The sequence below is a fragment of the Paenibacillus ihuae genome (genome assembly GCF_001368795.1).
GTDB classification, from domain to species: domain Bacteria; phylum Bacillota; class Bacilli; order Paenibacillales; family Paenibacillaceae; genus Paenibacillus_AQ; species Paenibacillus_AQ ihuae.
This window is the reverse complement of sequence record NZ_LN831198.1, coordinates 285,686-308,933: the sequence shown is the minus strand read 5'-3', so window position 1 is coordinate 308,933 and position 23,248 is coordinate 285,686. Positions and strand designations below refer to the sequence as shown.

The window sequence follows — 23,248 nt, the reverse complement described above, 5'->3', positions numbered from 1 at the left end:
CCGTATATGCTATGTGCTCAGCAGCGTGGGCTGCGGTCGAATCCTTGTGAGCTGTTACCTCTGCCTGGATACCTTCAGACACCGCAGCAGCTGCATCCAGCTCAGCCTCAGCATTCGCAAACCCTTCATTCAGGTCGTCCCAGTTCTCCATGATCGGCTTCGTTCCGTCCAGGTTCATCAGGCGATTTGGCATGCTTCTCAGCTCCTTTATCTAAAAAGATCAATCTTTTCTCCAAATTCTCCATAAGCCCGATCAATACGGACCGCTCCTGCGCAGGATGAAAACGGGTAACAGCCTGGATCACCAAGAGCAATTCAGGCACCGGCAGGCTGGGATCAAGCTCTATTTTTATTACAGTTTGAATGGCTGCCAAGCATTTAGCCTCCTTCCGCGCAACACAAAAAGCCCCGCCGATTTCGGCGAGACTCTGTGAAGGCTGTATATTATTTTTGAAGGGCTGCAATCTGGGCGTCCACCTCGACCAGCTGCTGCTCCAATACTATCAATTCTGCCTTGCGCTGTTCAAGTAACTTCTTATACTCATCTGCTGATGCTTGAGCTCTTTTCCCAAGGTCTCCATTGTTTGCAAGTTCCTTTGCCATGATCTCATAAGGCGGGATCACATTGGTTTCCAGATCCGTTATGTTCGCCTTTTTCTGCTCAATAGCCTTTGTAAGTTTTTCGCGCTCTGCCTGTAAGTCTTCAGGCGTAGTTTGCTCAGTAGTATTTACAGTATTGATTTCACCGTTAGGAGCAGTAGTTGCTTGCGCTGCTGAGGCATCTTCCATAATAATTTTCTTCCCTTCTACCTTAAGACTTGTTCCCGCGGCATTCGCAACTGCGCGAACAGGTGCGTAGGCAACTCCGTTAATAATTACCGCATCCGCTACCTTTTTACCACCTTGTTCTATGGAAAATAGCCCTTGTACCTTCTGGCCAACCAAACTTGTAGATGCAGCAAAAGCAGAAGCTCCAGTTAGCAGTAGCAATGAAGCCATAGTAGTAACTACGATCTTTTTCACTCTCAAAACCTCCGAATGGTATATTTACCCTATCATACCATTACGTCACGATACTGAGAAGGTTCCACCCCAGTTTACCGCACCGGAGATACCGTGATTATGCGATCCAAGATTTACGGTGTGCGAATGAGATGTGCTCGCCTTACCGGCCAGCGCCGCCCAAATTGCGTCCAGTTCGCTTTGAAGAGTTGATAGAGTTGATTCTGATAACACCTTACTCCAGGATGGGATTCGGACATATTCACTCCCAGGATCTAATTTGACTCCAGACCCCGCGATTGTTGTTTTTCCGTATCCGCTCAAAATAAAACCTGCTCCTGGAGAATTATAGATTGTTGATTCGTTACCGTTTGCCAGGAACCGAATCTTACTAACTCCACCGTCATAGGCCGGGATTAGTATCCCGTTATTTTCATCAGCATAAACTCCGAAAGCAATGCTGGATGGGTCAATTACTACGCGTGGCCACAGGTCTTCGGAAGTCTGGTATTTAGCCCCGGTGACAGTCCCCCCATTAATCGCAGAGGATTGAATAACCCCTTTGATAAAAGCATCAGTAGCGGTCAAGTGGCCTGCCATATCTACCTTAAACGGCGCGTCCGCATAGGTATCATCACCCAGCCAGATCCCCCAGTCATCAGCCTTAAAGACGTTGTCTCCGCTACCGATGATGATATTACCGCCCTGCAGCGTACCGGTGAATATCCCGTCCACCCCTTCCAGGGTGCCAGAGAACTTAATCCGGTTCGCCAGCGCGTCATAGTACAGCTGGGAGACGCCGTCTACCCTCCACTCCATGATGTCAGAGTTAAGAGTCAGATCACTCTTCCCGTCACTCCGCTGCACCTTAATGCCGGCAAACCGGGTAATCGTCGTCCCGTAGTAATATTTTCCTTCCTTCACCGCGGTCTTATCCAGGTTATCGACAGCCTCTGACAAGGTGCCTGGAACCTTGAATTCGCTCTTCTGCTCCGATACCGATGGTGACTCTATCGACATCAAGAGTCCGCCCTTAAATAAGAACACCTGATGCAGGATATAGGACTGATGCTGGACCACGCCCGTCCATGGAATTTCCGTCTCCATCCATGGTGTGATCGTCTCCATCCAGCTCGTGCCCTCGTACAGCCCGACGCCTATCCGGTCGCCTTGCTCCAGCTGCGGATAACCCTTGGCGTCCATGGTTAAGGGTAGATAAGACACACCGCTCAGAGAGGCACACAGCGCGTCAGCCATGGCCTGCGTAACCAATGGATTCTCCAGCGTAAGCGTATGGTTCTCATCACCGCTGCCGGACTCATAGGTCAGGTTGTCCTCCGTGTCATAGGTGACCACCACCCGAGTGTACGACTTGAGAGGATTGGTCTGCCGGGCGCGGATGTAGTCGGCCATGCCCAGGTCAAAAACCGGCTGCTCATTGGGCACAAACCGCTTCATCTTCAGCAAGCCGTTTTTACCCATGAACAGAGACGCGCAGTTTGCCCCGGCGATGTACCCAAGTACCTGGCGCATTGTGAAGCCTGTCGGTGCTATGGGTACGATGTACGCCGGGTTAATAACCACGCTGCTGTCATATGAATACCCCAGCCTTCCGCAGACCTCATCAAAGACGGCCTGCTGGGATGCTGGATACGTCAGGGACGAAATGTAAGGCTGATCCGCGTACACCAGCTTGTCATAGCAGATATATTCCCAAACATCATTCACCTTGTCCCGGCTGTCCACGTAAAACTCACCCAGCGGCAGCCACTCTGTAGCCCCGCCCGTCCAGGGATACGGATCACTGTCCCAGGAGATATTCGCTTCCATCCAGGTCATGCTGGCCAAAGATAGAGCGACATACGGCACGATCTGAGCATTCGCCGGCAGCTCTTCCGCTGCGCGCAGCCGGAACGTCAATTTGCTGGGGATCGCTGTACCGATCTCGAAGCCCTCAGAGAGCGTCATCCGGTCTTCAACCTTGAAGTCTACAATCTTACTATCCGTGTATTCCGCTCCGTTGATGGTCGCCTTGGTGCGGAATTCTTGATCATGCCGGCGCAGGTAGTCGGCCATTATACTCGATATAGGATACATAGCCTCACCGCTCCGTTAAGGTCAGTTTAAGACCGTTAAATAATATGTCATTGCCTTGACTGACTGCCACCGGTGCTGGACGGTTACCGACATACATACGCTTTGTCTCGTACTTCCCGGACATGGGATCCGGATAGTAGAAGTCAAAGAATACACCGGACATCGACTTTAGCAGCGCCGACATCTGCGCCCAGGTAATGACGCCCCATGACATTTCAATCTGCCGCTTAACGGCCACACGTGCCCGGTTGAGTGTACCGTCCGCGGTCCGGACGGTGGTTTCCCCATCGTCCAGATCCATCACGGTAGGCTGAAAAGTGGCAGGATACACGGCAATCTCGGTACCGTTCACTTTTAGTAACATGCATCAGCTCCTCCTTATACGTTCAGCAGTGTCTTGCCTGCCTGCGCCTGAACGCTGTTAATGGCCTTGATGGCAGCACGGCCTAATTCCGTCTCACCAAATTTGATAACCGTCTCGCGGTCACTGCTCCGGATCGCATCCAGGATCTGCATCAGGACTGCAACCATCGTCTGATTGCTTACGTCCAGCATCCCCTGCAATGTAGACAACGGACTAACCACCTCCGGATCCGCGGCAGCTCCCCGGTTATCGCCGACCATGGCCAGTGTAGGTCCGTAGGCTAACCCACCCTTTGCAAGGTGCGGTACCTGAGGTATATTCACGCCAAAGCTTTTACCGCCTGCCCAGTCTGGCAAATCGATCTGAATCTTGTTCAAGCCTTTAATTACAGTATTAATCGCGTCAATGATCAAGTTAAGCGGCGTCTTGACGATGCCATACAGGCTGTCGAACACGCCCTTGAATATCGACTTTACACCGCCCCACGCCTTGGCCCAATTTCCAGTGAATACACCGGTTATAAAATCCATGATCCCATTCAGCGTTGTCTTCAACCCGTTAATCACAGTGCCGATACCATCAAACACAGTCTCGAAAGCAGGCTTGAGATTCTTCCAGAGCACATCTATTACTGGATTAATGACATTTTTCCAGAGCCAGGTCAAAACTTCGATGATCTTGCCGATCACGGGAATGACCGTAACGGTTAGAATCTCATAAATAGATTCCCATGCCTTAGCCAGCACAGATCCGATGGCCTCTGCTAACGGTAGGACAACCTTTTTCCAGATCATCGTCAATACGTCCGCCAGAATGGAGAACACGGGCTTCAATACGGTGCCGATGAAGTTGGCCAAGGGCACCAACACCTGCTGCCAAAGCTGCTTGAACACAGAAATGAGCTGCGGCAGGAGCGTCTTCAGGAAGAAATTAATAGCCGGCTGCAGGATCTGCTTCCAGGCATCTGTCATCACGGTAGAAACGAAGGTCGCCAACGGCTCCAGCGCTTGCTTCCACGTATCCCCAAGCTCCGCAATCTGCTCACGAAACGTCTCACTCTCCTGATACAGATCAATGAAGCTGTAAGCCAGCAAAGCGATTAAGCCAGCTATTAGCGTCACTGGATTAAATACTGCAGCGAATGCCGCCGCTACCCCTTCCATAGCAGCAGCCATCGCCAGCCCTGAAGTGACTGCCTCACCCAGCACAACCAAGAACGGGACCAGCTCCACAAGGATGCCAGCTATTTTAAAAGCAGCGAAGAAACCGCCGATCAGCAGCGCTCCTTTCACAAAAGCGTCCTGATTCTGGTTGATCCAGTTCGATACTGCATTCAAACCGTCAGCAAGAGCGAGCAAGCTATCAACGATTATTCCGCCCGTCCAGGCTGCTATCGGCTGCAGGAAGCTATCCCAGAGCCAAACAGCTACCGGCTTAAACGCATCGATGACGCTGTTCACTACTCGAATACCGCCCGCCAGAACGTCCAGGAATGCCGGCAGCGCCTTCTCCACGGTCCACTTAGACAACGGCACCAGCACATTGCTGTAGAACCACTTCAGCCCCTGGCCAACGTTCTTTGCGAAAGGGTTTACGGCATCCCATAGCCCCTTCAGTGATTTTCGGAGTGGATCCAGGCTGATCTGTGCCAAAGAACCAAATGCCTGCTTCATATCTGCCACAAAGCCCTTAACCTTTTCCTTCACTGGATCGATGTTTATGTCCGGCTTGCCTAAATCAAGGTCACCAAAGCCCCCACCAATCCCTGCGCCGAGACCGCCCAATCCAGCAGCAGCGTCTCCTGCTTCACTTGCTGCATCCGCTGTGGATTTGGCCAGCGTGTTCAGTTGGTCGAATCCAGCTAAGCTTCCCTTGACGTCCTTGCCAGCCTTCTTGGTCTTTTTCCCGGCATCCGTTGCTGCTTCACCCATATCGCCCAGCGAGCCGCCAGCGCCGGCTGCTGCATCACCTACACCGCTAATCGCCCCAGTCGCTTCAGTAGACCCGCCACCCATCGCATTACCGAAGATCAGCTCTGTGAAGGCTTTGAAATAGGCTGCCGCGATCTGCAGCTTCGCAATAAGCCAGTTCAGTCCGCGAACAACCGGGGTCAGGATGTTAATGAATCCCGCGCCCATCGTCCCCTGGAATATCTTCCACTGCTCACCCATGACCTTAACCTGATTGGCCCAGCTGTTCGATGTCCGGGCAAAGTCGCCCTGAGCATCAGCCGTGACTTGCATCAGGTAATTGTACCGAAGCATGGTCTGCTCTGCCTGTGTCATGGATAGCCAGGCCTTATCGATGCCCTGCGAGAGAGCAAAGGCTTCCATATTGGCCACAGACATGTTAATCCCGAGTTGTTTCAGCGGTTCCGTCTCTCCGGTCATGCCGCTGAAGACCTTCTCAAATGACATTTGGTTTGATAAGTTGTAGAAGGAAGCCATGTCCGCAGATAATTCCGTCAGGTTTTTGGACATTCCCTCCATTTGAGCACCCGTCAAGCCGGATGATTTAAGCATCGCGCCCATCGTGGAAGCATACTTTTTCCCGGCCAGCTCGGACAGACCGAAACTATCAATCAGGCTGCTGGACCAGTTATTAATGTCCTGCGCCATCGCGCCGAATGTTACGTCCACCACGTTCTGGACTTCCTGCAGGTCAGATGCCAGGTTAATTGCTTCACGGCCAAAGTCCACCAGGCCCTTAATAGCAAAGGCCCCGGCGATTATCCCGCCGAGACCTTTGAATGCACTCCCTACCATGCCGTTAGCCGTATTCGCGATGCCGTTGAGTTGGCGCTGGAAGGCTCCGTAATTAAGCTCCAGATCTAAATCTATTCGTCCTGCACTGCTTCCTGCCATATAGCGCCACCTCCTCCGAACATGCGGGCTAATTCAGCTTCCAAGCTTTTCGCGGCCTGCTCTAGCGTTTCCGGACTCGCAAGCTTACTGTCCGCCTGCCGTTGTCGCCACTCTCGGTGTATCCGCCGCTGTTCTGAGTTGAATCCTTTAATGACCTTTCGGTCCTTCTCAGCCCGTATCGCGACTATGCTACCCAGCGGCGTATCCGGCATAAGCCCGGCGACCAGGGAGCAAAACTCTTCCCAGGGCATATCACCGTGCTGCCGGATCCGGATGCTGTACTGTTTCGCCAGGCTGGCTTCAATCAGCGGCCAATCGTCAATCAGGTCATACCAGATATCAGCCTTGTTCGGCTGACCGGCGAAATCGGGCAGCTGCCTCGTCATAACTGACATTGGACTGAGCGGCCAGGATCCCTGTAGATAAAATCTGCAGGTTACCAAAGGCCATCTTAGGAATGTTCAGCTCCTCGTAAGCCTCATCGCCCAGCGCCCCCTTCAGGGCGTTAAGCATACCCTCGAAACCTGAGGTCGCGGCCTCTTGGAAGGCCAGGACACTCTCCACGCTGTCATCGATCTGGTATTTCTTATCACCGATCTCGATGGTCGGTTTCTCGGTGCTGAATTTTCCTGTGAGTTTAATATTGTGTGCAGCCATTAATTAGCCCTCCTTAGGGTGTGACTGGCGCCGGCGTAAAGGTCGGCTTACCGTCAGATAAAAGTTCAAATTCCAACGCATCAATATTCGTGCTGTCGCCACCTGCAGGAGCCGTCAAGTTGATTACACAATCCATAGCCAGCTTTGCACCGCTTGGCAGCGTCCACTCGAATTTGGTTTCGACTTCCTGGCCCGTACCGATCATCAGGCCAGCGATATAATCATTACCAGGATCTCCGTAGTGCCGTTTGCCGGTAAAGCTGATCGTCATGCCCTTACCGGTTACTGCCCGGCGGGTCCAGCCGCCCTGATCCATCGGAGACCACTCTTCCGTATTGCCATCAATGGAGATAGAGAAGTTCTCCAAATCCTTGATCTCGATCATCTCAGTAGGCGTAGAAGCCCGGCCAAGAGAACCGACTTTGAAAACATTATTGTGAACCGGGAAAACACCTGTTGTCGCCAATTCAATCCCCTACCTTTCGTAATAAATCGTTGTCTCAATCACATATTCGAATATCCCGGCATCATCAGTACCCACGCTGACAGGCTCTGCGGTCCTCATTTGGAAGTTGATCACTCGCTTACCGGCAATCACCGCAGGCTGCCCAAATAGCGCAGCGTAGACCTCCTGGGCCTTCTGCTCCGCTGTGTCTGCATTCTTAGTCCAGTGCACCAGTATGGACACCGACTTGACCGCATAGCTGGTGTTCTCCAGTCCACCGATCGCAAGAACTGGCGTACCGTTATTCAGGTTGTATAGGCTGATGCACTGCGCTTTGCTGGTGTCGGCTTTACCGATATACCAAGCAGGACAGTCCACCTGCAACTTCAGCCAGTCGCGCACCTCTGCGAGAGTCATCATCGGATAAACCCTCCCGCCAGCTTCTTCAGCAGCGTCTTGAAAGCCTGGGTAACCCCCCGGGTCTTTCTACCCTCAGCCCATGCCTTTAGCCACTCTCCCTGCGCATGCCGGTTCTTATCCTTCCGGAAGCTATACTCCGGATGCCAATACAAGCGGCGGGCATAAGGCGTATCGTAGGTTATAGTGACCTTGCCCCGTTTGGACTTGGATGCATCGATCGTAGCACTGCGCTCAAGTTCGCCGGTCTGCTTTGGCACGACTTCAGATACCATAATATCTGACAGGATACTCTCCTTGGCACCTTCCACGACTTGGATCAGCGCTTTCTCCGGCGCTGCCCGTAAACGGTTCATAGCCCGGTTGTTCATTGATGTTTTGACCTTGACCATTTACATCAGCTCCAGTTCTGTGGAGAACACACTACCGTCTGGATGCTGCGGGCGTGAAGCGCTGAAGATAGGCCGCTCGATCTCTCCGAAGCGCACCAGCCCCTCGATCAACTTCCCTGGGTTAATGTCTCCCTGGATGATTACCTTGCCGGAGAGCGTCACCAGGCGGCGCTCCTTGTCCAGCTTCTGCTTCATTTTTTCCTCATAACAGCAGAGCCCATCGAAGATCAACTCCTCGATAGGCTCTCCATCCTCACTGGTATCGGTCTGGTAGACTTTCACCGGCGTTTTGAGTATCCACTTTGGAAACGGCAGCTTCCCCTTCATCAGCTTAGCCTCCTACTCGTCAGCCCTGTGGCGGCTAAGAGGCTGCTTACGGCCTCTGTAGTCTGTACCCCTCCAGCTCCCTCAACGCTCTTAAACGACAGCGAGACGCTGCCAGCAGAGTAGCCAGAGAGTGGGAAGTTCAGATAGTCGCCGTAGGTGTGAAAGAAGTCTGCCTGCTGACAGACCGCTTTGATTACCTTAAGCTGCTGGAACGATGTCAGACCGATTATGCCGCCTGCAGCTATCCGGTTATAGGTCAGCGCATCAATCTGATCACTGGCCCGCTCCAGCGCGGCAGGCAGCTCCTCTGCAGGTATGCTGCCGTCACCATACTGCTCATACTCCGCTACTGTGGCATAGGCCATATGATCACCTACTTCTCAGCTTTGGCGGTCTTCTTAGCCTCAGCCAGCTGCGCCTTCAAAGACTCGATCTCTTTTTCAGCATCAGCCAGTTTTACCTTCATACCATTCAAAGCTTCCGGAGTGCCGGATCCGGATGCTGCAACCTGCTTAAGCAGTTCAGCATTTTCCTGTGCGAGCTTCTGATATTCCGTGAAAGATACCGTCTTGCTTGGTGCATTATCCACAACCTTCAGGTCATTGCCGTCTTGCTCCGCGATGTCGTACCCCATTTTCAAGTACGTATCACGCTCCGCGTCATCGATGCGCAATTGTTTATTACCTTTTACTGCAAATAACATATAGTCAGTCTCCTCTCATTTGGCCAATGGCCATTTATATTAGGCTTGTACGCTTAGCTGAATAGCATCTGCCTTACGTTCAATCACAAACAAGTCAGTATATCGACGGTTTTGATACAAATATCCGTCTCCACCGGTGTGGCTGCCTGGCTCCCACAGATAAATTGCGCTGTGCTTGATCGGAGCCAGTACGCAGTGCGGATGAATCAGAATCATGTTAATCTGTTTCGCACCTACGCCAGGAACCGCGCCATTTGTGAAGTCGAAAACAGTCTTCATACGACTAGAAGGCACTTTGACCAGGGTAACATCGTCCAAACTGCGAACGGTGCGGTTAATCTCGCCGTTATTGGCTGTAACTGAAATATAGCGCTGCATATCCTCAGCCTGTTTGAGCAGCGTATGCACCGTAGGAGTTACATACATGATACGGCCATCCTGAGGGATCTCTGCTTCATCCATGTTCTGCATGAGTTGATCGAAGATTTGCAGGGCATTGGCAACAGTAAGCGCCGTAGTATTCGGAACCTTGCCAAGGGCTACATAGTCCGAATAAATTTTGCTGTACCGGTACTTATCCAATTCCGGAATAGCCTGCTCCGTCTCAAAGACATTCGTGGTATTGGCAGCTGAAACGATTTGATTCGTCTCATCCACGTCCATGGCATCGACATAAAACTCTACGTCACGGTCAAATGTCAGCACCTTGGTTTCAAAATCATTGCTGATTGCCTGGCGATTCCATCCACCGGCGCGGCTGTGATCCTTGTATCCACCCACATCCAGACGCGGAATCTTCACTGTCTTGGTCCCGATAAATGTGGCGTTCAGAGTAGTCAGCCCAGAAGATGTGAGCTCCCGGGTGTACTTTTGCTGCAGCTCCGTAAGGAAACTGTCTACGTAATTGTAAGGCATGTATCATCTCTCCCTATTTTTGAGGTGTGTTACCGAAAATGTTTGCTAACTGCTCATTGGTCGCTGAACCAGCTCCACCTTGGCCGCCTGCGCCGCCAACACGGAAACCACCTTGGCCACCGTTACCGCCTTGATCCTCCGGCTTGAACAGATAAGCGTCTGACGTTTTAAGTCCGGTCAGCTGTTCATCCAGACCGACTACTTTACCGTCATCCCCGATCACCTGCTTGTCTTTCTTGATCAGACCGGTGACGATAGCCTCATTGTGGACCTTGCCGTTAAGCGCGGATTTAATCGCATTCGTCAACGTCATGTCCTTCAAGCTGGCGTCATACTCGTCCTTTGCCTTCTGGTTCTCGCCCTGCAATCGTGTGATCTCGGCTTTCAATGTTTCCGAAGCACCCGCGTCCTTACTGAGAGCCTCGAGCTGTGTATCGCGCTCCGTGATGTCCTTCTCCAGCTTCTTTTTCGTTTCGCTCAGATCGTTGTACTGTGACTTCGGAACAAAATGCTTTGGAAGCTCCTTGTTCACGTCACCGATCAGGCCATCAACTTTCGACTCATCAAAACCAGCGTCTTTAAGCAACTTTTTCAACCAATCCATTTATCATCAACCTCCATAGATTTATATAGCTGCTCTCCAGCTAGGGGAGTGGACCGCTATGCTCCGGTCCCTGAGCAAATAGGCCACGGCAGTCTCGTCCGTGGCCTAGCTTGGTGGTATTTGTACCTTTTCGCGGCTGTAATCCCGCCTCAGCTCCGGATTGGCCTTCATGTGATTGCGGAGAGCTCCTTGCCACTGCTTCACCTTTGCCTCAGCCTTGGCCACGTTGTCCGGATCTACACTGCCAGCAGCGCGACGCTTATATTTGCGTACTTGTCGCTCCATATATCGCTGTCGCTGCTCGGCTTTATAGTTCTTCCTGGCTGTATCCTCGTCCACTGGTTCCGGTAGTCGGCTGACATCAGGAACGAATGTGGTCATGTTGTGGCGGCAATGGGGATGAAATAGCCCCCCTGCCATGGCCGTACTGAGCAGAGGGTATTCCCCGTCAGCTGCCGTGCCCCCACTATACACGTCATCGATATACACTTTTCCCTGCCACGGCAAGCACAGATCCGAGCAGTTATTATGCGCGGACACTACAACAGTCCGGATACCGATCTGCTGCCGCTTGGCACCTTCTCCCGCAAATACTGCCCGTTGGGAAGAGGTCCGCAGAGCCATCTCCGCGTAAGAGGCAACATTGACGCGGCGGCCATTGGCATACGTGATATAGTTGAATCCTTTATCCAGGAACTCAAGAGTGGCCATATCGATCGCTTGACCAAGTGAGCCCGCCCCCGAGTTGAGATACACCTGAGCTTTAAAAATGGTTTGCCGGAACACATCGTATCCTTGCCGTAGAAGGGCAAAACGAGCAGCTTTCAGCTCTCCGCGGGAAGCCTCAATCAGCGCATTCACTCGGTTTTGATTGAGCGAGAAGAAATTCTCGTCCGATGCCGCATTCACATCGACCTTCTCACGGATCCGCGGGGTCAACCGGTTCCATAGCTTCTTAAACACTCCGCTAACCTTAGCAATTCCGCTTTTGAACCCGCCGCTGACCTCTTCCTGGATGGCTGCCTCCACTGCCGGCTCAGCCTTTTTGACAATCTGCTGCGCTTCCTTCTTGTATTGCTTCAGATCCAACAGCTTCAGCTGCTGCCACTGCTCCCACTCGAAGCCCTCTTTCTTCTCCTCGGCCTCGTGCCTCTTCAGGTTGCGCTTCATGCTGGCTATCAGGTCGATTTCCATTTGAGCGAAGATCTTGCGGATGTCGTATTTCATTCAAGATCATCTTCTTCAGAATCCCCTGGAGGTTTATCACGGTTCACAGCCGGATCCTCTGCTTCAAGCAGGCCCTGCTCATCCTTGAGCCGCTGAACCTCTTCCGCTTTCTCTTCGTCGGTCCAGGTGTCGCCATACAGCTCCTCCACAGCGCGTTCTATGGACATGATCTGATAGGTACGGGCCTTACCGACGATTTCCACCACACTGCCGAAGTCAGGGGAAGCATACTCCCCGAAGGTCACGCTGGCCTCGTACTCGCCTGCGGTGCGGCTCTGCATCGTGTCATACACCTTCATGACGGTCTGCACCAGCTCCGGGATCACCTCATTCAGCCGATCTACGATCTTGCCGCGGGTGTACAGTGTGGCCTTCTCCTTCTCGCGCTGGGCCTCAGCATTGTCAGTCTTCTTAAGGTCGATGCCCAAGGTAGACGGGCTAATAATGCCTTGCAGACACATATCCAGCGCGCTGCTATAGCTGGCCACAAACGCCTCATACATGATCTGAGGCTGCACCATGTCGATTTGTCCCTTGGCATCCTCGGCAAGGCCGCCCTGCAGCTTAATAAACTGATTATCAAACGGGTTTGGCCGTATGGGCTCTCCTGTCTCAGCGTTTCGCGGCACCAGATCCTGCGGGATATACTTCTGCACCCGGCCTGCGCGGATCGCATCTACCCACTGGCTGATTACCTCATCCAATGCATCAAAACTGTCAGCCTTGGAATCGAAAAGGCTCTTACCGCGTCCTGGCCACTTTGTGCTCTTGAAGATCATGAGCGGTACGGCCATGATGAAGTCACCATCATACTCAATGTCCTTCAGATCCGCGATATCCGGCACCAGAGTCAGTGGAACCTGCTTGCCATTGGCGTCCATTAGCTTGTACCGGATGTACTTGCGGCCAAATGTCTCGACCAGCCGGTAATCCCTGCTATCCACCGTGTAATCCGAATAGAAAATGACCTCCTGCAGCCGCCCACGGGTGCGTTTGTATTCCACCTGATCGCCTCCGTAGAACTCAATCAGCGGATAGGCACTAACGGTGGTGTCCACGGTGACCTTAAACGCCCCGTCTCCTGCTGCTAGCGTCTCAGTGATAGCCCCGGCCAGCAGCTCCGGAAAGTCATTATCTTCGCTGATTTCCTCCCATGTGGCCGTCTCAGCATCCTTCTGAAGCGTAATCGCATCCATATCAGCCACCACGATATCAGATATCCGATCTGCCACCATAGCCGGCAGCCCGCTGTGGATCTTACGGATTCCCAGCCCATGGCTCGGCACCGCCGCCCAGAACCGTGACCGTCCTACACTATCATTCACCGACTGCTTATAGAATTGATCCAGCTCGGACGGATCTCCACGATACCAGAGCCGATTCCGCAGCACATTGGTACGGTAGCTAAACGGCTCCGTGATCGTAATGATCTGACTTTCCGGTGCCGGGTTGATCCTTAATATTTTCATCACCATGCTCTTAAACCACCCCACTTTCTACACCTCCAGTCTCTTCTTGAACGGCTGCACACTGTACTCGGAGCTATCCAAGCAGTCAACCGGGTAGCTGCCGTCATCCGTGCGTACCCATTCGCCCTTAACGCGTTCCTCTTCGTTCCAGGTCGCGTTCTCCAGCGCCTCCTGCCAGGGCTTCAGGTGACTCATGACCTTGTAGCGCCCTTGGTTGATCAGGATGTTGGTCAGCCGGATCCGGTCTACGATGCCCTCTTTCTTGTATGACGGCGTCACCGTGATGAATATCTTCCGGCGCTGCAGCTCATTGAGAAGCGCCTGCCGGAACAGCTTATCCGCGGACTCCGCGAAGATATGAGCACACGCAAAAAAAGCAGGGTACGTTTGTCCCCACTCCTCAATCTTATCGACAATCTCTTTGGCGTACCGGTCATGCGTGTAGCCGGTTGACTTGCCTTGCTTATGATAATAGCCATCCAGCAGCACAACATCATTATACCTGGCCGTGAATCCGGTCAGCGTGGCCACCGTGGCGTCTGTTCCGCCGATATCCACTCCAATGCTGAACTCAATAAACCTGGCAGCTTCGATATCCTTGCGGGTAACCATGACGTCCTTAACTGTGTAACCCGTATAGATCCGGCCTGTGGCCGCCGTGCGCATCCCCTTGATATCCGCCTTGTACCATAGGCTGTCCTTGTCATACGTGGCAAGAACGATCCGCAGCTGCTCATCTGAAATAGATAAGTTATCAAATACGGTGAAATGTGCGTAATTGTAACCTGGGTTGCGGCCTTCCTTCTTCTCCTTGTCCTGAAAATCCAGGAAATCGCGATAAAACCAATGTGCCGGCGGCTTCGGGTTAAGATCAAAGAAGAGCTGCCGTTTGCTGCTGGCGACTGTACGGTCAATGGCTTCCTGTACAAAGCTCTGATGGCACTCATTAACCTCAGTGATATACACCGTGCCGTAGGAGTTACCCTTGATCCGCGCTGCGTCATTAGCCTTACCGCCGCCTGCGATAATGACAACCTTCTCGCCAGTCTTGGTCTGGATGTACAGCGCATCCCGGTTCTTATACTCACCTTCACGGCAACGGCCGGCAAACAGCCACTGGAGCCCGAATCCGTTGGAGTCTATGGCGTTCATCTTGGCGGCTGCTAGGCTTACTCCTGCGACCAGGTGGAGCTTATCCGGATGCACCTCAAGGCACATCGCATAAGCAATCAGGTCTATGATGTTCTTGCCTGCCCGCTTACCGCCCTCAGCCACGTTAAGCCAGCTATCAAGGGATTTAGCGATATAGTCCGCCTGCTTGGCTGTCAGCGGCGCATATGGGATCATGGCTGCTTCACTCATCGTCAATCACCCGCTCAGCTACGGGATGGTTAATCAGATCCGCCAAAGCCGTGATCTGGGCGTTTGGATCAGCGCCGTCCTTGTTCGGCACCTTGGACTTCAGCACCTCAATACGAGCTTTCTGTTCCTCTGTGGCCAGATCCGTCTTCAGCAGTTCATCATACTGCTTGATCAGCCCCTGCAGGGTCGTCATGGCCCGGCTCTGAGCTGTCAGGAAGGTCGCCTGCTTATCCCATGCCTGCTGCACTTCCCACTTCTCACTGTACGACTTATCGCCGTTCGTGAAGCCAATCTGTGTGGTCGTGCTGTCGTCATGGTCCTTAACGTACATGATCTGCTGGGCCCTGATGATGGCCGCATACTGGATCATGATGTTGTCCCAGAGGATATCCAGCGGAGCTCGTGTCTTCAGCTGCTCCAGGATCTCCAGCGACTCAGCCGGTAGATACTTAGCGAAGAGCCCGTGCTTCTCGGCATTCTTGTTTCGCTTAGGAGCCGAGCCGCCTTTGTTGCCGACAGCGTTCTGGTTGCCTGGCGGTGCGCCTCCACGGTTAGGGTGCACCTTATCAGCTGAGGGTGCACCCTTTTCCCGGCTCCAGCCGTGACGCTTCTTCCAGGACTTCACCGTGTTGAGGGAGACGCCATATTTATCAGCGATTGCCTTATATTTCATGCCGGCTATATAATCCTGCTCGGCTAATTTGGAAGTTTCAGCCATGCTACATTTTCACCACCCCCGGCGTTGTGTTTGTTTCGTATGCCCGTCCAGGAAGCCCGGCCTTCTCCGTTTTTCCCTAGCTCCTTGCTACGGCCGCATTGGCCCACATAACCGCTTGCTCTAGGTTCGTCATCGCCAGCGACTTCTCACGGCTGTTCGGCACCTTCGCATCGATCAGCTCAGCGAGCTCTTTCGCCTTCTCGCGGATCTCAGTGTAGATTTCAGGCTGACCAGGCTTCGGCGTATGGTATTTGAAATTATTCTCAATTTGCGGATTTGACACAAAAATCATCCTCTCAAAATTGTTTTTAAACGCAAAAAAGAGCCCTCCGCGATGGAGAGCCCGTTGATAGACAGATTTATAGCACTGTAGGTTGTATGGCTCAGTGTAGGGCAGCCTGTATGGCAAGCCTACAAAAAATCTTGCTTAATCTTGCATTTAGCTCGGCTCACATAGTCTTGAACCGAAGCTCTTGATACTCCCAGCTTATGTGAAATCTCCTGCAATGTCAAGCCCTGCGCCATATGAAGCAGAAAACATGTTCGCTCCCGATCACTTAGGCTAAGCAGGGCATCTACCAGCCTTAGCCGCTCAGCCTCAGTGATCTCCTGTGCCGATAGTTTGATATAGATTTCACGCTGCCGGTATACGTCCGTCCGCTCAGCTCCTCTGCGGCTCCCTGGCCGTCTGCCGCGGCGCATCCAGGTTAACGCATATCTCATGTCTGCCAGCATGCCGGAGACCGTCTCAGCTTCCTCGGCTGCTGCCGGATCCTTTAGGTCTAGTGTGTCACGGTAGCGCTCAAGGGTATGAGTCTCAGCTGCGTATTGACTAATCAGGGTTTCGATCCAGGTCGCTTTTGTGGTTATCATGATGTCTGACCCCATTTCTGTTTATTCTCCAGATGCAGTAAGCCGGTTCAGGATCCAGCGAGCCCGGGTCAAATCCGCAATGCTCCGGTCAAGTAGTTGCACTTCGTTTGGCTTATCCGCAAGCTGCGGTTCTACCCGGGAAGCGACCATCTGATTCTCCAACCGGTCATTCTCTGCCATCAGTTCATCGCGCTCTGTGATCATTCGGTTAATCTCATCTCGAAGACGATCATTCTCCTCGACCATCTGAACCAGATCACGTTCAGCCGCTTCCCGTGCAGCAACCGCGCCGTCTGCTCTCGCCCTCGACAGTTCCATTTTAGTCATGAACTCGTCAGCAGCCTTGCCGGCAAGTGCAACTGCTTCGGTAGTTTGGCCCTTCCACCTTTCAACCTCGGCTGTCAGGCGTTCGATCTCCTGCACCGCTTTCTCCAGTTGTTTCAACTCCGTAGCCGGTGCTGTATCCTTCTCGCGAAGCATCTTAGGTGAATCCTCCACAGATCCGGAAACCTTGTCCACTTCTGCCCATTTGTTCATGTAATTATAGATTGTCGCCTCGGAAACGTCCTGCTCCTTCGCGATCTGCGCGATGGATTTGCCGGCTTGACGCTCGGCGAAGTATTCCTCAGCTGACATGTTGAATTTGGTTTTGGCCATAACTTCCTCAACCTCCAGTTTAATTTGTTTTCGCGGTCTCACGGTGCCCATAAGCTCTTGTCCCAACTCTACTAGCTGGAACCCTACCGGACAGCTGCTTTTACAGTGCTTATCTAAATGCGCGGACCGGCTGCCATATTTCTTGTTGAATTCAGCTCTTACCTCACATGTTTTACAGTGTCCATCCAGGATGTCATCAATCTTGCGGACAGTTGCTGTCCGATTAGAGCCCATTTACCTCACCCTTTCCACTCTGGCCTTAAGTGCAGTCAGCAGCCGGTCCTGGGTGGTAGCCTTTGCCTCCAGCGCTGCCATCACGTCCTCATCAACGCCACCTTTCACTACCAGATGGTGCAAAATAACCTTCTGCTTCTGACCCTGGCGGTGCAGACGGCCATTAGCCTGCTGATACAGCTCTAGGCTCCAAGTAAGGCCAAACCACACGACGTGATTCCCGCCATCCTGAAGGTTAAGTCCGTAGGCTGCTGAAGCCGGATGGGCAAGCAGGATATCGACCTGGCCGGCATTCCAGTCCAGTTGATCCTGTGGTGTCCGCAGCTCGCGGATCCGCAGGCCCGTTGTGGCCAAAACTTTATGCAGCCGGGTTAAGTCGTGCTGGAAGCTATAGAATACTAGCGCCCGGGCCCCGTTCAGCTGCTCTACCAGCTCACTGAAAGCCTCCAGCTTGCAGTCGTGAAGCTCATGGACGCCGCGATCGGCATCATACAGCGCCCCGTTACACATCTGCAGCAGCTTGCCCGTCAGCGCCGCAGCGCTCGTAACGCTGATCTCGGTATCCTCAATCTCAAGCAGCAGATCCTTCTCCATCCGCTTGTACTGCTCGGCAGCCTTGGCATCCAGCGCCACGGGTATCACGTTCGTGATGCAGTCAGGCAGATCCAGGTAATCCTCGGCCTTCATCGAGATACACAGGTCTGCAATCTTGCGGTGTATGATATCGTCTGCCCCGGGTTTGGCTGTGTAACCATGCCCGTCATAATTCCGGCTAAAGTAAACCTCCCGGTATCCGGTGATGTTCTTCTCCAGCCGCTTGCCCTGATCCAGCAGGAACACCTGCGCCCACAGGTCATGAAGTCCATTCGGTGCCGGTGTACCCGTCAGCCCGACAATCCGCTTCACATGCGGCCGGATCCAGGTCAGCGCCTTGAAGCGCTGCGCCTGATGACTCTTGAAGCTCGACAGCTCGTCGATGACTACCATGTCAAACGGCCAGGCATTCCGGTAATACTCGGCCAGCCATTTCACATTTTCCCGGTTGATAACCCAGATATCTCCCGGCGTGTTTAGTGACCGGATCCGCTTCTGCGAGCTCCCCAGCACCGGTATGATCCGTAGGTGCTTCAGGTGGTCCCACTTCGCTGCCTCTGTTGTCCAGGTCAATTCCGCGACCTTCTTCGGTGCGATCACCAGGCAGCGCCGCACTGCGAACCGGTTATATTTCAAGTCATTCACGGCAGTCAGGGTGATAACTGTCTTTCCTAGTCCCAGACCGAGAAACAGCCCAAGTGCATCATCAGTCAGCAGCCGGTTAATGCAGTACCGCTGGTAATCCCAGGGCTTGAACTGCTGCCTCGTCATGACCTTGCCTCCTGTAGGAAAGCGTCAACGCCCTCTTTACTGTCAATCACCCAAACACTGCAGCCGCGTGCTGTTAATTCCCTGTGCTGTGCCAGCTGCAGCGGTGTTGGCTTCTGGCCAGGTGCTTTAAGCTCCACGAAGTGCACCCGGTTAAACGGCAGGACAACGATCCGATCAGGCACACCTGCATTCCCCGGGCTGGTCCACTTATAGGCAAGGCCCCCTGCAGCCTTGACCTGCTTCCGGAGATAAGTCTCAATGTCTCGCTCTCTCAAGTTGATTCCTCCTCAGCAACCATGTCCCTATACGCGTATATGACGTAATGCGTATAGGCGTATTAGGCGTTACGTGTTCTTACGTGTGTGTCTAATATATCTATTTGTATCTTCATTAATAGTAGTAGTTGACATAGTAGACATATAACAAATCCAGTCATAGCAAGGGTTTCAGCGATTGGGCTGTCAACCACGTCAACTTTCCCAGAAAATGGCATGGTTGACTGGTTGACGTTTAGTTGACGTCCGGTAGACATCTTTTAAAGCCCTTCTGCTTGCCGTAATCTGCCCCGGAATGCATAGCGCTGGCGCGTTCCCACCCGGTAAGTTTCGTCAGTACGGCATTAATCCGTATAGCATCCGTCTTAGGAATTGCGCGACGCTCGCCCAGGCACTCCCGGTAGATCTCTGCTGCACACACCCTGTCCCTTTGCCGCAGGGGACCGTCGTACGTCATCCCTCCGCCCCAATACATCAGGCGCTTCTCAGGCGGCCATCGCAGCCAATCCTCCGGAACCGGACGCTCCAGGAAGTCTTCAATAATACCCTCCAGTGGATCTCGCACCAGATGCTCCTGCCGGCGCTGTTCTGCATCCTCTTCCATTTCATTAGACAGATACAAGGGCTCCCCAAAGCGCCAGCGCATCATGGCCTCTGCCCAGATCTGGCCTACCTCTATCTCGTCCAAGTCACGGAATACGGATTTTGATGCAAAGCCTGGTCGCGCGTCCACCGGCCAGAATCGGCGGTTCCCCGTTGGGTCATGTAGGTACTCATGGTCATTCGTCGTTCCAAAAAAGATCGAACGCCGGACCTGGTTCTTTACGTTGCGAGCATATGCTTCCCGGTATTGATCATCCATCTTGCTCAGGAACTGCTTGATCCGGTTAACGTCTGCTCGGTTAAACGCCTGAAGCTCAGCAATCTCAACGATCCACTTGCCCTGGATCAGCTCCTCCGCCTCTTTGCCCTCAAAGGTTTTTAAGCTGTCACTGAACCAATCCCGGCCAAGCTTCCGGAACAGAGTACTCTTTCCGATCCCCTGCAGCCCGCAGATTACTGTCATATAATCGAACTTCACACCCTCGACCATTGCCCTGGCAACAGCAGCCACAAGCGCCTTGCGGGTTATCGTTCGCATGTACGTGCTATCCTCTGCTCCCAGGTAATCCACATACAGCGTATCCAGCCGCGGCACCCCATCCCATTGCAGGGACTCCAAATAAGCCGCTACCGGATTAATCGCATGCTTCTCTGCACACAAGACAAATGCATCCCGGATCATGGCTTCTGTCCGGAAGCCAAGCGTTCTTTCTATATAAGTGCGCAGTCCGGCGTCATCGGCATCAGTCCACTGAAATGCTCCAGCTGTCCGATCCCGCGGCGGCCACGGCAACGGTGCAACGCCTGTCAGCCGATCCGTAAAGGTATCCCGGTAGATCCGGCCGCGCAGCCGTACATCGTACTGCAGTACCAGCTGCACATTCTCCGTCAGCCGTAAATAGATCCCGTTGCTGTTAATCTTGAGTTTCTTCATCCACTCCAGGTCTTCCGGATCCACAGGAAGCGCCGAATCCACGACACTGAACTCACTAACAGCCTTCTCGTAGCGCTCCTGCTTCAGCAGCCCGGCAACAGGCTCCAGCTCCAGCGCGAAAGCCGTCATGGCCACATAAGACGGAAGCTTATTCGTCGGCGTACCGGCCTTGGCCTCATCGTCCGCTGAGCCGAACCGGTGCAGCCGCACCAGGTCAAAGCTGTTCACCAGCCGGCCGCTGGTCGGATCCGTGGCATGATGGGAGTACAGGAACTGGCCATCGTCGTACACCACAGCTCCACCCACCGTAGATCCGCCGGCGAAGGTTAATCTGCCTGTCCCGTCATCGGTCTCCAGGTAAGCCCCAGGGAGGAACGCCGCTATGGCCTGATGAATGTCATAAGTCCGACAGAACGCGCCAACGACTCCGCTCTTAGCCGATGGATCCCCTTGCTTTGCAGCCAGCCGGACATGCGCCTCACTGGCTCCTGGTACTTGTGGCCACTCCTGGATGTTGCGCCAGTTGGTGTATAGGCCGAGCAGTCCATCTGCAAAGAGAAACTGCTTATCGCCGTAGGTGAACACATACTGACTATCTGCGCTGCAGCTCGGCCAGTACATCAGCCGCGAAGCCTCAAAGGTCGTCGGGTCACAGAGCTCAATGCCGATGATCTGGCCAAGCTTCCGCGCTAATGGCTCGTATTCATCAACGGAGACCGTCCGGTCTGTAGGCACTAGCACGCGCAGCCGCGGCCGCCCCTCCTCATGCTTCCGGGTAGAGTAAACCGCATAAGCGCAGCCCAGGGCATCCAGCCGGCGCAGCACGTCCATCGTGCCGCCTGGCGGAATGCTGTCCAGGTCAAGCGTCAGCACATCCCGGCTCAGCACCGCAGCAGCTTTGCGGCGGCCGCCGTCAAGCGTACCGGCAACAAAGCCGCCCACGTCTTTCAGGTCATCCTGCTGACTCTTAGGGTAACTCAGGTATTGCGCCAGTGTCTCCGTTCCGCGTGTAGACACCCGCAGCCGTTCGACCAGCTCAGACCACAGAAGGATCTGAGCTGGCCAGTGTGTAGCACGGCGGCTGCCAGCCGCTGATATGGTTATCGATCTGTTATAATTCACAGGGCATACCGCCTTTGGTCATTAATCATCTAATAGGTTTAATCTTCGAACTATTCATTAAGCTCACTGCCTAGATTCAGTAATTCAGCAACCTTCTGTAGTTGTTCAAAAGTCATTACATCAACAGTGTTATGCAATAATTGACGTAGTTCCTTTTCTTTCTGTGAAATAAAAAGGCATGAAGGGCATTGGATTTTATATCCAATATTATGCTTGGCACAAATGAACCCACCATTTAATGGTCTATCCATAATTATTTCTCCTTCGCTATATGCGTCTAATGTGACTCTATTTGTCTCTTCTGAAAAATAAGGGCGTTGACGTCGCCATGAAGCTGCTCAGTCCGGCTCTTTCCACGGCGGCCGGCCTCCTCGGGCGACACTTTCGCAGCAGTGGCTGCCTGTTCGTAGCTCCATCCATGCGCAACACGCCAGCGGAAGCGCTTGTACGGAATTCCGTTCTTACGGGCGAGCTCGATATACTCAGCTGGATGGACTCGCATCGCCTCCATGCCGACACGTGCATTCCTGGCTCGATCTTCATCCGTAGCTATCGGCTGAGTCGCTGCCCGTTCCTCTGACCAGCCATATTTAAGAACCCGTTGATAGAATAGCTTACGAGGAATCCCGTTCGCCTCCGCCACTTTCCTCCACTCGGAACGATCCTGCATGGGGCGCGGCGGCTTTGTGATCGCACGCTCTTTTTCCCAACCCCATGATCGGATACGGTATTCTAACCGCGTCTGGCTGACACCGTTGGCTTCGGCACGGGCATAGTCTTCGGGTGAAATGTAGAATTCGTACCCCATTTCCGTTGTCGCCTCCTTGGCGGCGGTGCTGGCAGAAGGCAATACACCTCGCCGATCACTTTGCCGCTATCGTCTGTGATAATGTCCCAGGGTATCTCTTGAAAGAATGGATCCGTCCTCATGGCATTGGCCCCAGATCTTGCAGTTCCAATTCTCCGAGCTTGCCGGCTCTCGATTTGAATTCGATGACAAGCTTGCCGCCAGATCCCCCGACCGGGTACATGCGCTGAATGAAAATTGTTTTGTCTTTCATAAACCCTTCATAGATCCGTTTGTGAACAAAAATGGATTCACTTGCATATTGCGAAGGAATTTCCATGCGTTTGATGGAACGCTGCTTCTTCAGAAGAGCGTTCAGCTCACGAATACGCTTCTGCTCCTTGGCTTTCGCTTCCCGCGCTTTTGCCGCGGCCTGCTGAGCCTCCCAGCGCACCAGTTGGATCCGCTGCTTCTCAAGGCGCTCCTGTTCAACCTGGGCTTTTGTTTTCCGCTTCAACGTTAGTTCGCCTCCAGTTTCCGTCTGTAGCAATCTCGATAATAGTCAACACGCCCGTCTAGTTTCAGCTTGTAGTACTTCACCCGGCATGTGTGTTCCGTCTTCCCGAGCGCAAATGCTAAAGTCCGTGCATCGTCTGTCCCATAGAACGTGCATAGGTACTCCAGATCTTCGAAACTCCATGGCTCGCCGTGGCTGAAATGGAATTCCGGGTGATACTCCATTCTTCCGCCGCTGTCATATGTGATGCCGTCAAGAACATCATCCGGATGCGGAGCCAGCGCCCCGCGTATAAATCGCTGACCCATAAAATCACCC

The 23,248-nt window shown here is 53.2% G+C and carries 30 protein-coding genes and 1 pseudogene; 1 reads left to right on the top strand and 30 read right to left on the bottom strand.

All coding sequences use genetic code 11. The features are described 5' to 3' along the window. On the bottom strand, positions 1 to 193 hold a 193-nt coding region (locus AQR02_RS32195; RefSeq protein WP_159067658.1), incomplete at its 3' end, for a hypothetical protein. A gap of 85 nt (positions 194 to 278) precedes the next feature. On the opposite strand from AQR02_RS32195, the gene AQR02_RS32960 reads away from it, so the two are divergent. Next, entirely contained in the window at positions 279 to 434 is a 156-nt protein-coding gene (locus AQR02_RS32960; RefSeq protein ID WP_209444106.1) for a hypothetical protein, read from the top strand. Positions 435 to 444: 10 nt separating this feature from the next. Here the strand turns inward: AQR02_RS32960 and AQR02_RS01390 are convergent, their stop codons facing one another. The 29 genes and pseudogenes from AQR02_RS01390 to AQR02_RS01255 form a co-directional block, all read right to left on the bottom strand. Further along, positions 445 to 1,023, bottom strand: a complete 579-nt coding sequence (locus AQR02_RS01390) for a hypothetical protein (protein ID WP_054939069.1) — start codon at positions 1,021 to 1,023, stop codon at positions 445 to 447. Positions 1,024 to 1,068: 45 nt separating this feature from the next. Beyond that, entirely contained in the window at positions 1,069 to 3,099 is a 2,031-nt protein-coding gene (locus tag AQR02_RS01385; RefSeq protein WP_054939068.1) for a hypothetical protein, read from the bottom strand. Between the two features lie 4 nt (positions 3,100 to 3,103). Continuing rightward, positions 3,104 to 3,463, bottom strand: coding sequence for a DUF6711 family protein (locus tag AQR02_RS01380; protein WP_054939067.1), 360 nt, complete (start codon positions 3,461 to 3,463; stop codon positions 3,104 to 3,106). A gap of 14 nt (positions 3,464 to 3,477) precedes the next feature. Beyond that, positions 3,478 to 6,327 (bottom strand): tape measure protein, encoded by a 2,850-nt coding sequence (locus AQR02_RS01375; RefSeq protein ID WP_054939066.1) that lies wholly within the window; start codon positions 6,325 to 6,327, stop codon positions 3,478 to 3,480. Further along, complete coding sequence (locus tag AQR02_RS01370; RefSeq protein ID WP_054939065.1) at positions 6,300 to 6,713, bottom strand: Gp15 family bacteriophage protein; 414 nt, start codon at positions 6,711 to 6,713, stop codon at positions 6,300 to 6,302. Before AQR02_RS01370 ends, AQR02_RS01375 begins: the two co-directional genes overlap by 28 nt. After that, on the bottom strand, positions 6,667 to 6,984 hold the full coding sequence (locus AQR02_RS01365) for a hypothetical protein (RefSeq protein WP_054939064.1): 318 nt from the start codon (positions 6,982 to 6,984) through the stop codon (positions 6,667 to 6,669). The genes AQR02_RS01370 and AQR02_RS01365 overlap by 47 nt, the downstream gene beginning before the upstream one ends. A gap of 13 nt (positions 6,985 to 6,997) precedes the next feature. Next, positions 6,998 to 7,450: a phage tail tube protein gene (locus AQR02_RS01360; RefSeq protein WP_054939063.1), complete on the bottom strand. Its 453-nt coding sequence runs from the start codon at positions 7,448 to 7,450 to the stop codon at positions 6,998 to 7,000. Positions 7,451 to 7,459: 9 nt separating this feature from the next. Further along, positions 7,460 to 7,849 (bottom strand): minor capsid protein, encoded by a 390-nt coding sequence (locus AQR02_RS01355; RefSeq protein WP_209444105.1) that lies wholly within the window; start codon positions 7,847 to 7,849, stop codon positions 7,460 to 7,462. After that, positions 7,846 to 8,238: a hypothetical protein gene (locus tag AQR02_RS01350; protein WP_054939062.1), complete on the bottom strand. Its 393-nt coding sequence runs from the start codon at positions 8,236 to 8,238 to the stop codon at positions 7,846 to 7,848. Before AQR02_RS01350 ends, AQR02_RS01355 begins: the two co-directional genes overlap by 4 nt. Next, on the bottom strand, positions 8,239 to 8,565 hold the full coding sequence (locus tag AQR02_RS01345) for a hypothetical protein (protein WP_054939061.1): 327 nt from the start codon (positions 8,563 to 8,565) through the stop codon (positions 8,239 to 8,241). It abuts the gene before it with no gap. Continuing rightward, complete coding sequence (locus AQR02_RS01340; RefSeq protein ID WP_054939060.1) at positions 8,565 to 8,930, bottom strand: head-tail connector protein; 366 nt, start codon at positions 8,928 to 8,930, stop codon at positions 8,565 to 8,567. Before AQR02_RS01340 ends, AQR02_RS01345 begins: the two co-directional genes overlap by 1 nt. Before the next feature lie 8 nt (positions 8,931 to 8,938). After that, positions 8,939 to 9,268, bottom strand: coding sequence for a hypothetical protein (locus tag AQR02_RS32955; RefSeq protein WP_187388755.1), 330 nt, complete (start codon positions 9,266 to 9,268; stop codon positions 8,939 to 8,941). A gap of 39 nt (positions 9,269 to 9,307) precedes the next feature. After that, on the bottom strand, positions 9,308 to 10,183 hold the full coding sequence (locus AQR02_RS01330) for a hypothetical protein (RefSeq protein WP_054939059.1): 876 nt from the start codon (positions 10,181 to 10,183) through the stop codon (positions 9,308 to 9,310). 13 nt (positions 10,184 to 10,196) lie between these two features. Continuing rightward, positions 10,197 to 10,787, bottom strand: coding sequence for a phage scaffolding protein (locus AQR02_RS01325; RefSeq protein WP_054939058.1), 591 nt, complete (start codon positions 10,785 to 10,787; stop codon positions 10,197 to 10,199). 105 nt (positions 10,788 to 10,892) lie between these two features. Beyond that, positions 10,893 to 12,014 (bottom strand): phage minor capsid protein, encoded by a 1,122-nt coding sequence (locus AQR02_RS01320; RefSeq protein WP_054939057.1) that lies wholly within the window; start codon positions 12,012 to 12,014, stop codon positions 10,893 to 10,895. After that, positions 12,011 to 13,507 (bottom strand): capsid protein, encoded by a 1,497-nt coding sequence (locus AQR02_RS01315; protein ID WP_054939056.1) that lies wholly within the window; start codon positions 13,505 to 13,507, stop codon positions 12,011 to 12,013. Before AQR02_RS01315 ends, AQR02_RS01320 begins: the two co-directional genes overlap by 4 nt. Before the next feature lie 3 nt (positions 13,508 to 13,510). Beyond that, the gene (locus AQR02_RS01310; protein WP_245237031.1) at positions 13,511 to 14,845 is read right to left on the bottom strand and encodes a phage terminase large subunit; all 1,335 of its coding nucleotides are present in this window, start codon (positions 14,843 to 14,845) and stop codon (positions 13,511 to 13,513) included. Beyond that, positions 14,838 to 15,563: a phage terminase small subunit gene (terS, locus tag AQR02_RS01305; protein WP_054939055.1), complete on the bottom strand. Its 726-nt coding sequence runs from the start codon at positions 15,561 to 15,563 to the stop codon at positions 14,838 to 14,840. The genes AQR02_RS01310 and terS overlap by 8 nt, the downstream gene beginning before the upstream one ends. Positions 15,564 to 15,639: 76 nt before the next feature. After that, positions 15,640 to 15,846: an Acb2/Tad1 domain-containing protein gene (locus tag AQR02_RS01300; protein WP_425339952.1), complete on the bottom strand. Its 207-nt coding sequence runs from the start codon at positions 15,844 to 15,846 to the stop codon at positions 15,640 to 15,642. A 128-nt stretch (positions 15,847 to 15,974) separates the two neighbouring features. Then, the gene (locus AQR02_RS01295; RefSeq protein ID WP_159067657.1) at positions 15,975 to 16,436 is read right to left on the bottom strand and encodes a sigma-70 family RNA polymerase sigma factor; all 462 of its coding nucleotides are present in this window, start codon (positions 16,434 to 16,436) and stop codon (positions 15,975 to 15,977) included. Between the two features lie 21 nt (positions 16,437 to 16,457). After that, positions 16,458 to 17,093 (bottom strand): helix-turn-helix domain-containing protein, encoded by a 636-nt coding sequence (locus AQR02_RS01290; protein WP_245237029.1) that lies wholly within the window; start codon positions 17,091 to 17,093, stop codon positions 16,458 to 16,460. Between the two features lie 60 nt (positions 17,094 to 17,153). Next, a pseudogene (locus tag AQR02_RS35400) lies at positions 17,154 to 17,327 on the bottom strand (zinc-finger domain-containing protein); the annotation flags it as partial. Continuing rightward, a complete protein-coding gene (locus AQR02_RS01285) occupies positions 17,328 to 18,692 on the bottom strand; it encodes a DEAD/DEAH box helicase (protein WP_054939051.1) in 1,365 nt (454 codons plus the stop codon). It abuts the pseudogene before it with no gap. Further along, entirely contained in the window at positions 18,689 to 18,967 is a 279-nt protein-coding gene (locus AQR02_RS01280; RefSeq protein ID WP_054939050.1) for a PDDEXK family nuclease, read from the bottom strand. Before AQR02_RS01280 ends, AQR02_RS01285 begins: the two co-directional genes overlap by 4 nt. A 235-nt stretch (positions 18,968 to 19,202) precedes the next feature. Next, complete coding sequence (locus AQR02_RS01275; protein ID WP_054939049.1) at positions 19,203 to 21,626, bottom strand: virulence-associated E family protein; 2,424 nt, start codon at positions 21,624 to 21,626, stop codon at positions 19,203 to 19,205. Between the two features lie 50 nt (positions 21,627 to 21,676). Further along, positions 21,677 to 21,877 (bottom strand): hypothetical protein, encoded by a 201-nt coding sequence (locus AQR02_RS01270; protein ID WP_054939048.1) that lies wholly within the window; start codon positions 21,875 to 21,877, stop codon positions 21,677 to 21,679. Positions 21,878 to 21,903: 26 nt separating this feature from the next. Beyond that, positions 21,904 to 22,434 (bottom strand): hypothetical protein, encoded by a 531-nt coding sequence (locus tag AQR02_RS01265; protein WP_054939047.1) that lies wholly within the window; start codon positions 22,432 to 22,434, stop codon positions 21,904 to 21,906. 118 nt (positions 22,435 to 22,552) lie between these two features. After that, entirely contained in the window at positions 22,553 to 22,930 is a 378-nt protein-coding gene (locus AQR02_RS01260; RefSeq protein ID WP_054939046.1) for a hypothetical protein, read from the bottom strand. Positions 22,931 to 22,932: 2 nt separating this feature from the next. Next, positions 22,933 to 23,238: a hypothetical protein gene (locus AQR02_RS01255; protein WP_054939045.1), complete on the bottom strand. Its 306-nt coding sequence runs from the start codon at positions 23,236 to 23,238 to the stop codon at positions 22,933 to 22,935. Positions 23,239 to 23,248 lie beyond the last annotated feature (10 nt).

Excerpts from the sequence above, each read along its gene's own strand:
- AQR02_RS01310 (WP_245237031.1), bottom strand. The coding sequence starts at position 14,845 with ATGAGTGAAGCAGCCATGATCCCATATGCGCCGCTGACAGCCAAGCAG.
- AQR02_RS01290 (WP_245237029.1), bottom strand. The coding sequence starts at position 17,093 with ATGGCCAAAACCAAATTCAACATGTCAGCTGAGGAATACTTCGCCGAG.
- AQR02_RS01255 (WP_054939045.1), bottom strand. The coding sequence starts at position 23,238 with ATGGGTCAGCGATTTATACGCGGGGCGCTGGCTCCGCATCCGGATGAT.
- AQR02_RS01355 (WP_209444105.1), bottom strand. The coding sequence starts at position 7,849 with ATGATGACTCTCGCAGAGGTGCGCGACTGGCTGAAGTTGCAGGTGGAC.
- AQR02_RS01345 (WP_054939061.1), bottom strand. The coding sequence starts at position 8,565 with ATGAAGGGGAAGCTGCCGTTTCCAAAGTGGATACTCAAAACGCCGGTG.
- AQR02_RS01380 (WP_054939067.1), bottom strand. The coding sequence starts at position 3,463 with ATGTTACTAAAAGTGAACGGTACCGAGATTGCCGTGTATCCTGCCACT.
- AQR02_RS01325 (WP_054939058.1), bottom strand. The coding sequence starts at position 10,787 with ATGGATTGGTTGAAAAAGTTGCTTAAAGACGCTGGTTTTGATGAGTCG.
- AQR02_RS01375 (WP_054939066.1), bottom strand. The coding sequence starts at position 6,327 with ATGGCAGGAAGCAGTGCAGGACGAATAGATTTAGATCTGGAGCTTAAT.
- AQR02_RS01385 (WP_054939068.1), bottom strand. The coding sequence starts at position 3,099 with ATGTATCCTATATCGAGTATAATGGCCGACTACCTGCGCCGGCATGAT.
- terS (WP_054939055.1), bottom strand. The coding sequence starts at position 15,563 with ATGGCTGAAACTTCCAAATTAGCCGAGCAGGATTATATAGCCGGCATG.
- AQR02_RS01330 (WP_054939059.1), bottom strand. The coding sequence starts at position 10,183 with ATGCCTTACAATTACGTAGACAGTTTCCTTACGGAGCTGCAGCAAAAG.
- AQR02_RS01365 (WP_054939064.1), bottom strand. The coding sequence starts at position 6,984 with ATGGCTGCACACAATATTAAACTCACAGGAAAATTCAGCACCGAGAAA.
- AQR02_RS32960 (WP_209444106.1), top strand. The coding sequence starts at position 279 with ATGAAAACGGGTAACAGCCTGGATCACCAAGAGCAATTCAGGCACCGG.
- AQR02_RS01320 (WP_054939057.1), bottom strand. The coding sequence starts at position 12,014 with ATGAAATACGACATCCGCAAGATCTTCGCTCAAATGGAAATCGACCTG.
- AQR02_RS01270 (WP_054939048.1), bottom strand. The coding sequence starts at position 21,877 with ATGGATAGACCATTAAATGGTGGGTTCATTTGTGCCAAGCATAATATT.
- AQR02_RS01350 (WP_054939062.1), bottom strand. The coding sequence starts at position 8,238 with ATGGTCAAGGTCAAAACATCAATGAACAACCGGGCTATGAACCGTTTA.
- AQR02_RS01340 (WP_054939060.1), bottom strand. The coding sequence starts at position 8,930 with ATGGCCTATGCCACAGTAGCGGAGTATGAGCAGTATGGTGACGGCAGC.
- AQR02_RS01295 (WP_159067657.1), bottom strand. The coding sequence starts at position 16,436 with ATGATAACCACAAAAGCGACCTGGATCGAAACCCTGATTAGTCAATAC.
- AQR02_RS01285 (WP_054939051.1), bottom strand. The coding sequence starts at position 18,692 with ATGACGAGGCAGCAGTTCAAGCCCTGGGATTACCAGCGGTACTGCATT.
- AQR02_RS32955 (WP_187388755.1), bottom strand. The coding sequence starts at position 9,268 with ATGTTATTTGCAGTAAAAGGTAATAAACAATTGCGCATCGATGACGCG.
- AQR02_RS01265 (WP_054939047.1), bottom strand. The coding sequence starts at position 22,434 with ATGGGGTACGAATTCTACATTTCACCCGAAGACTATGCCCGTGCCGAA.
- AQR02_RS01370 (WP_054939065.1), bottom strand. The coding sequence starts at position 6,713 with ATGACGAGGCAGCTGCCCGATTTCGCCGGTCAGCCGAACAAGGCTGAT.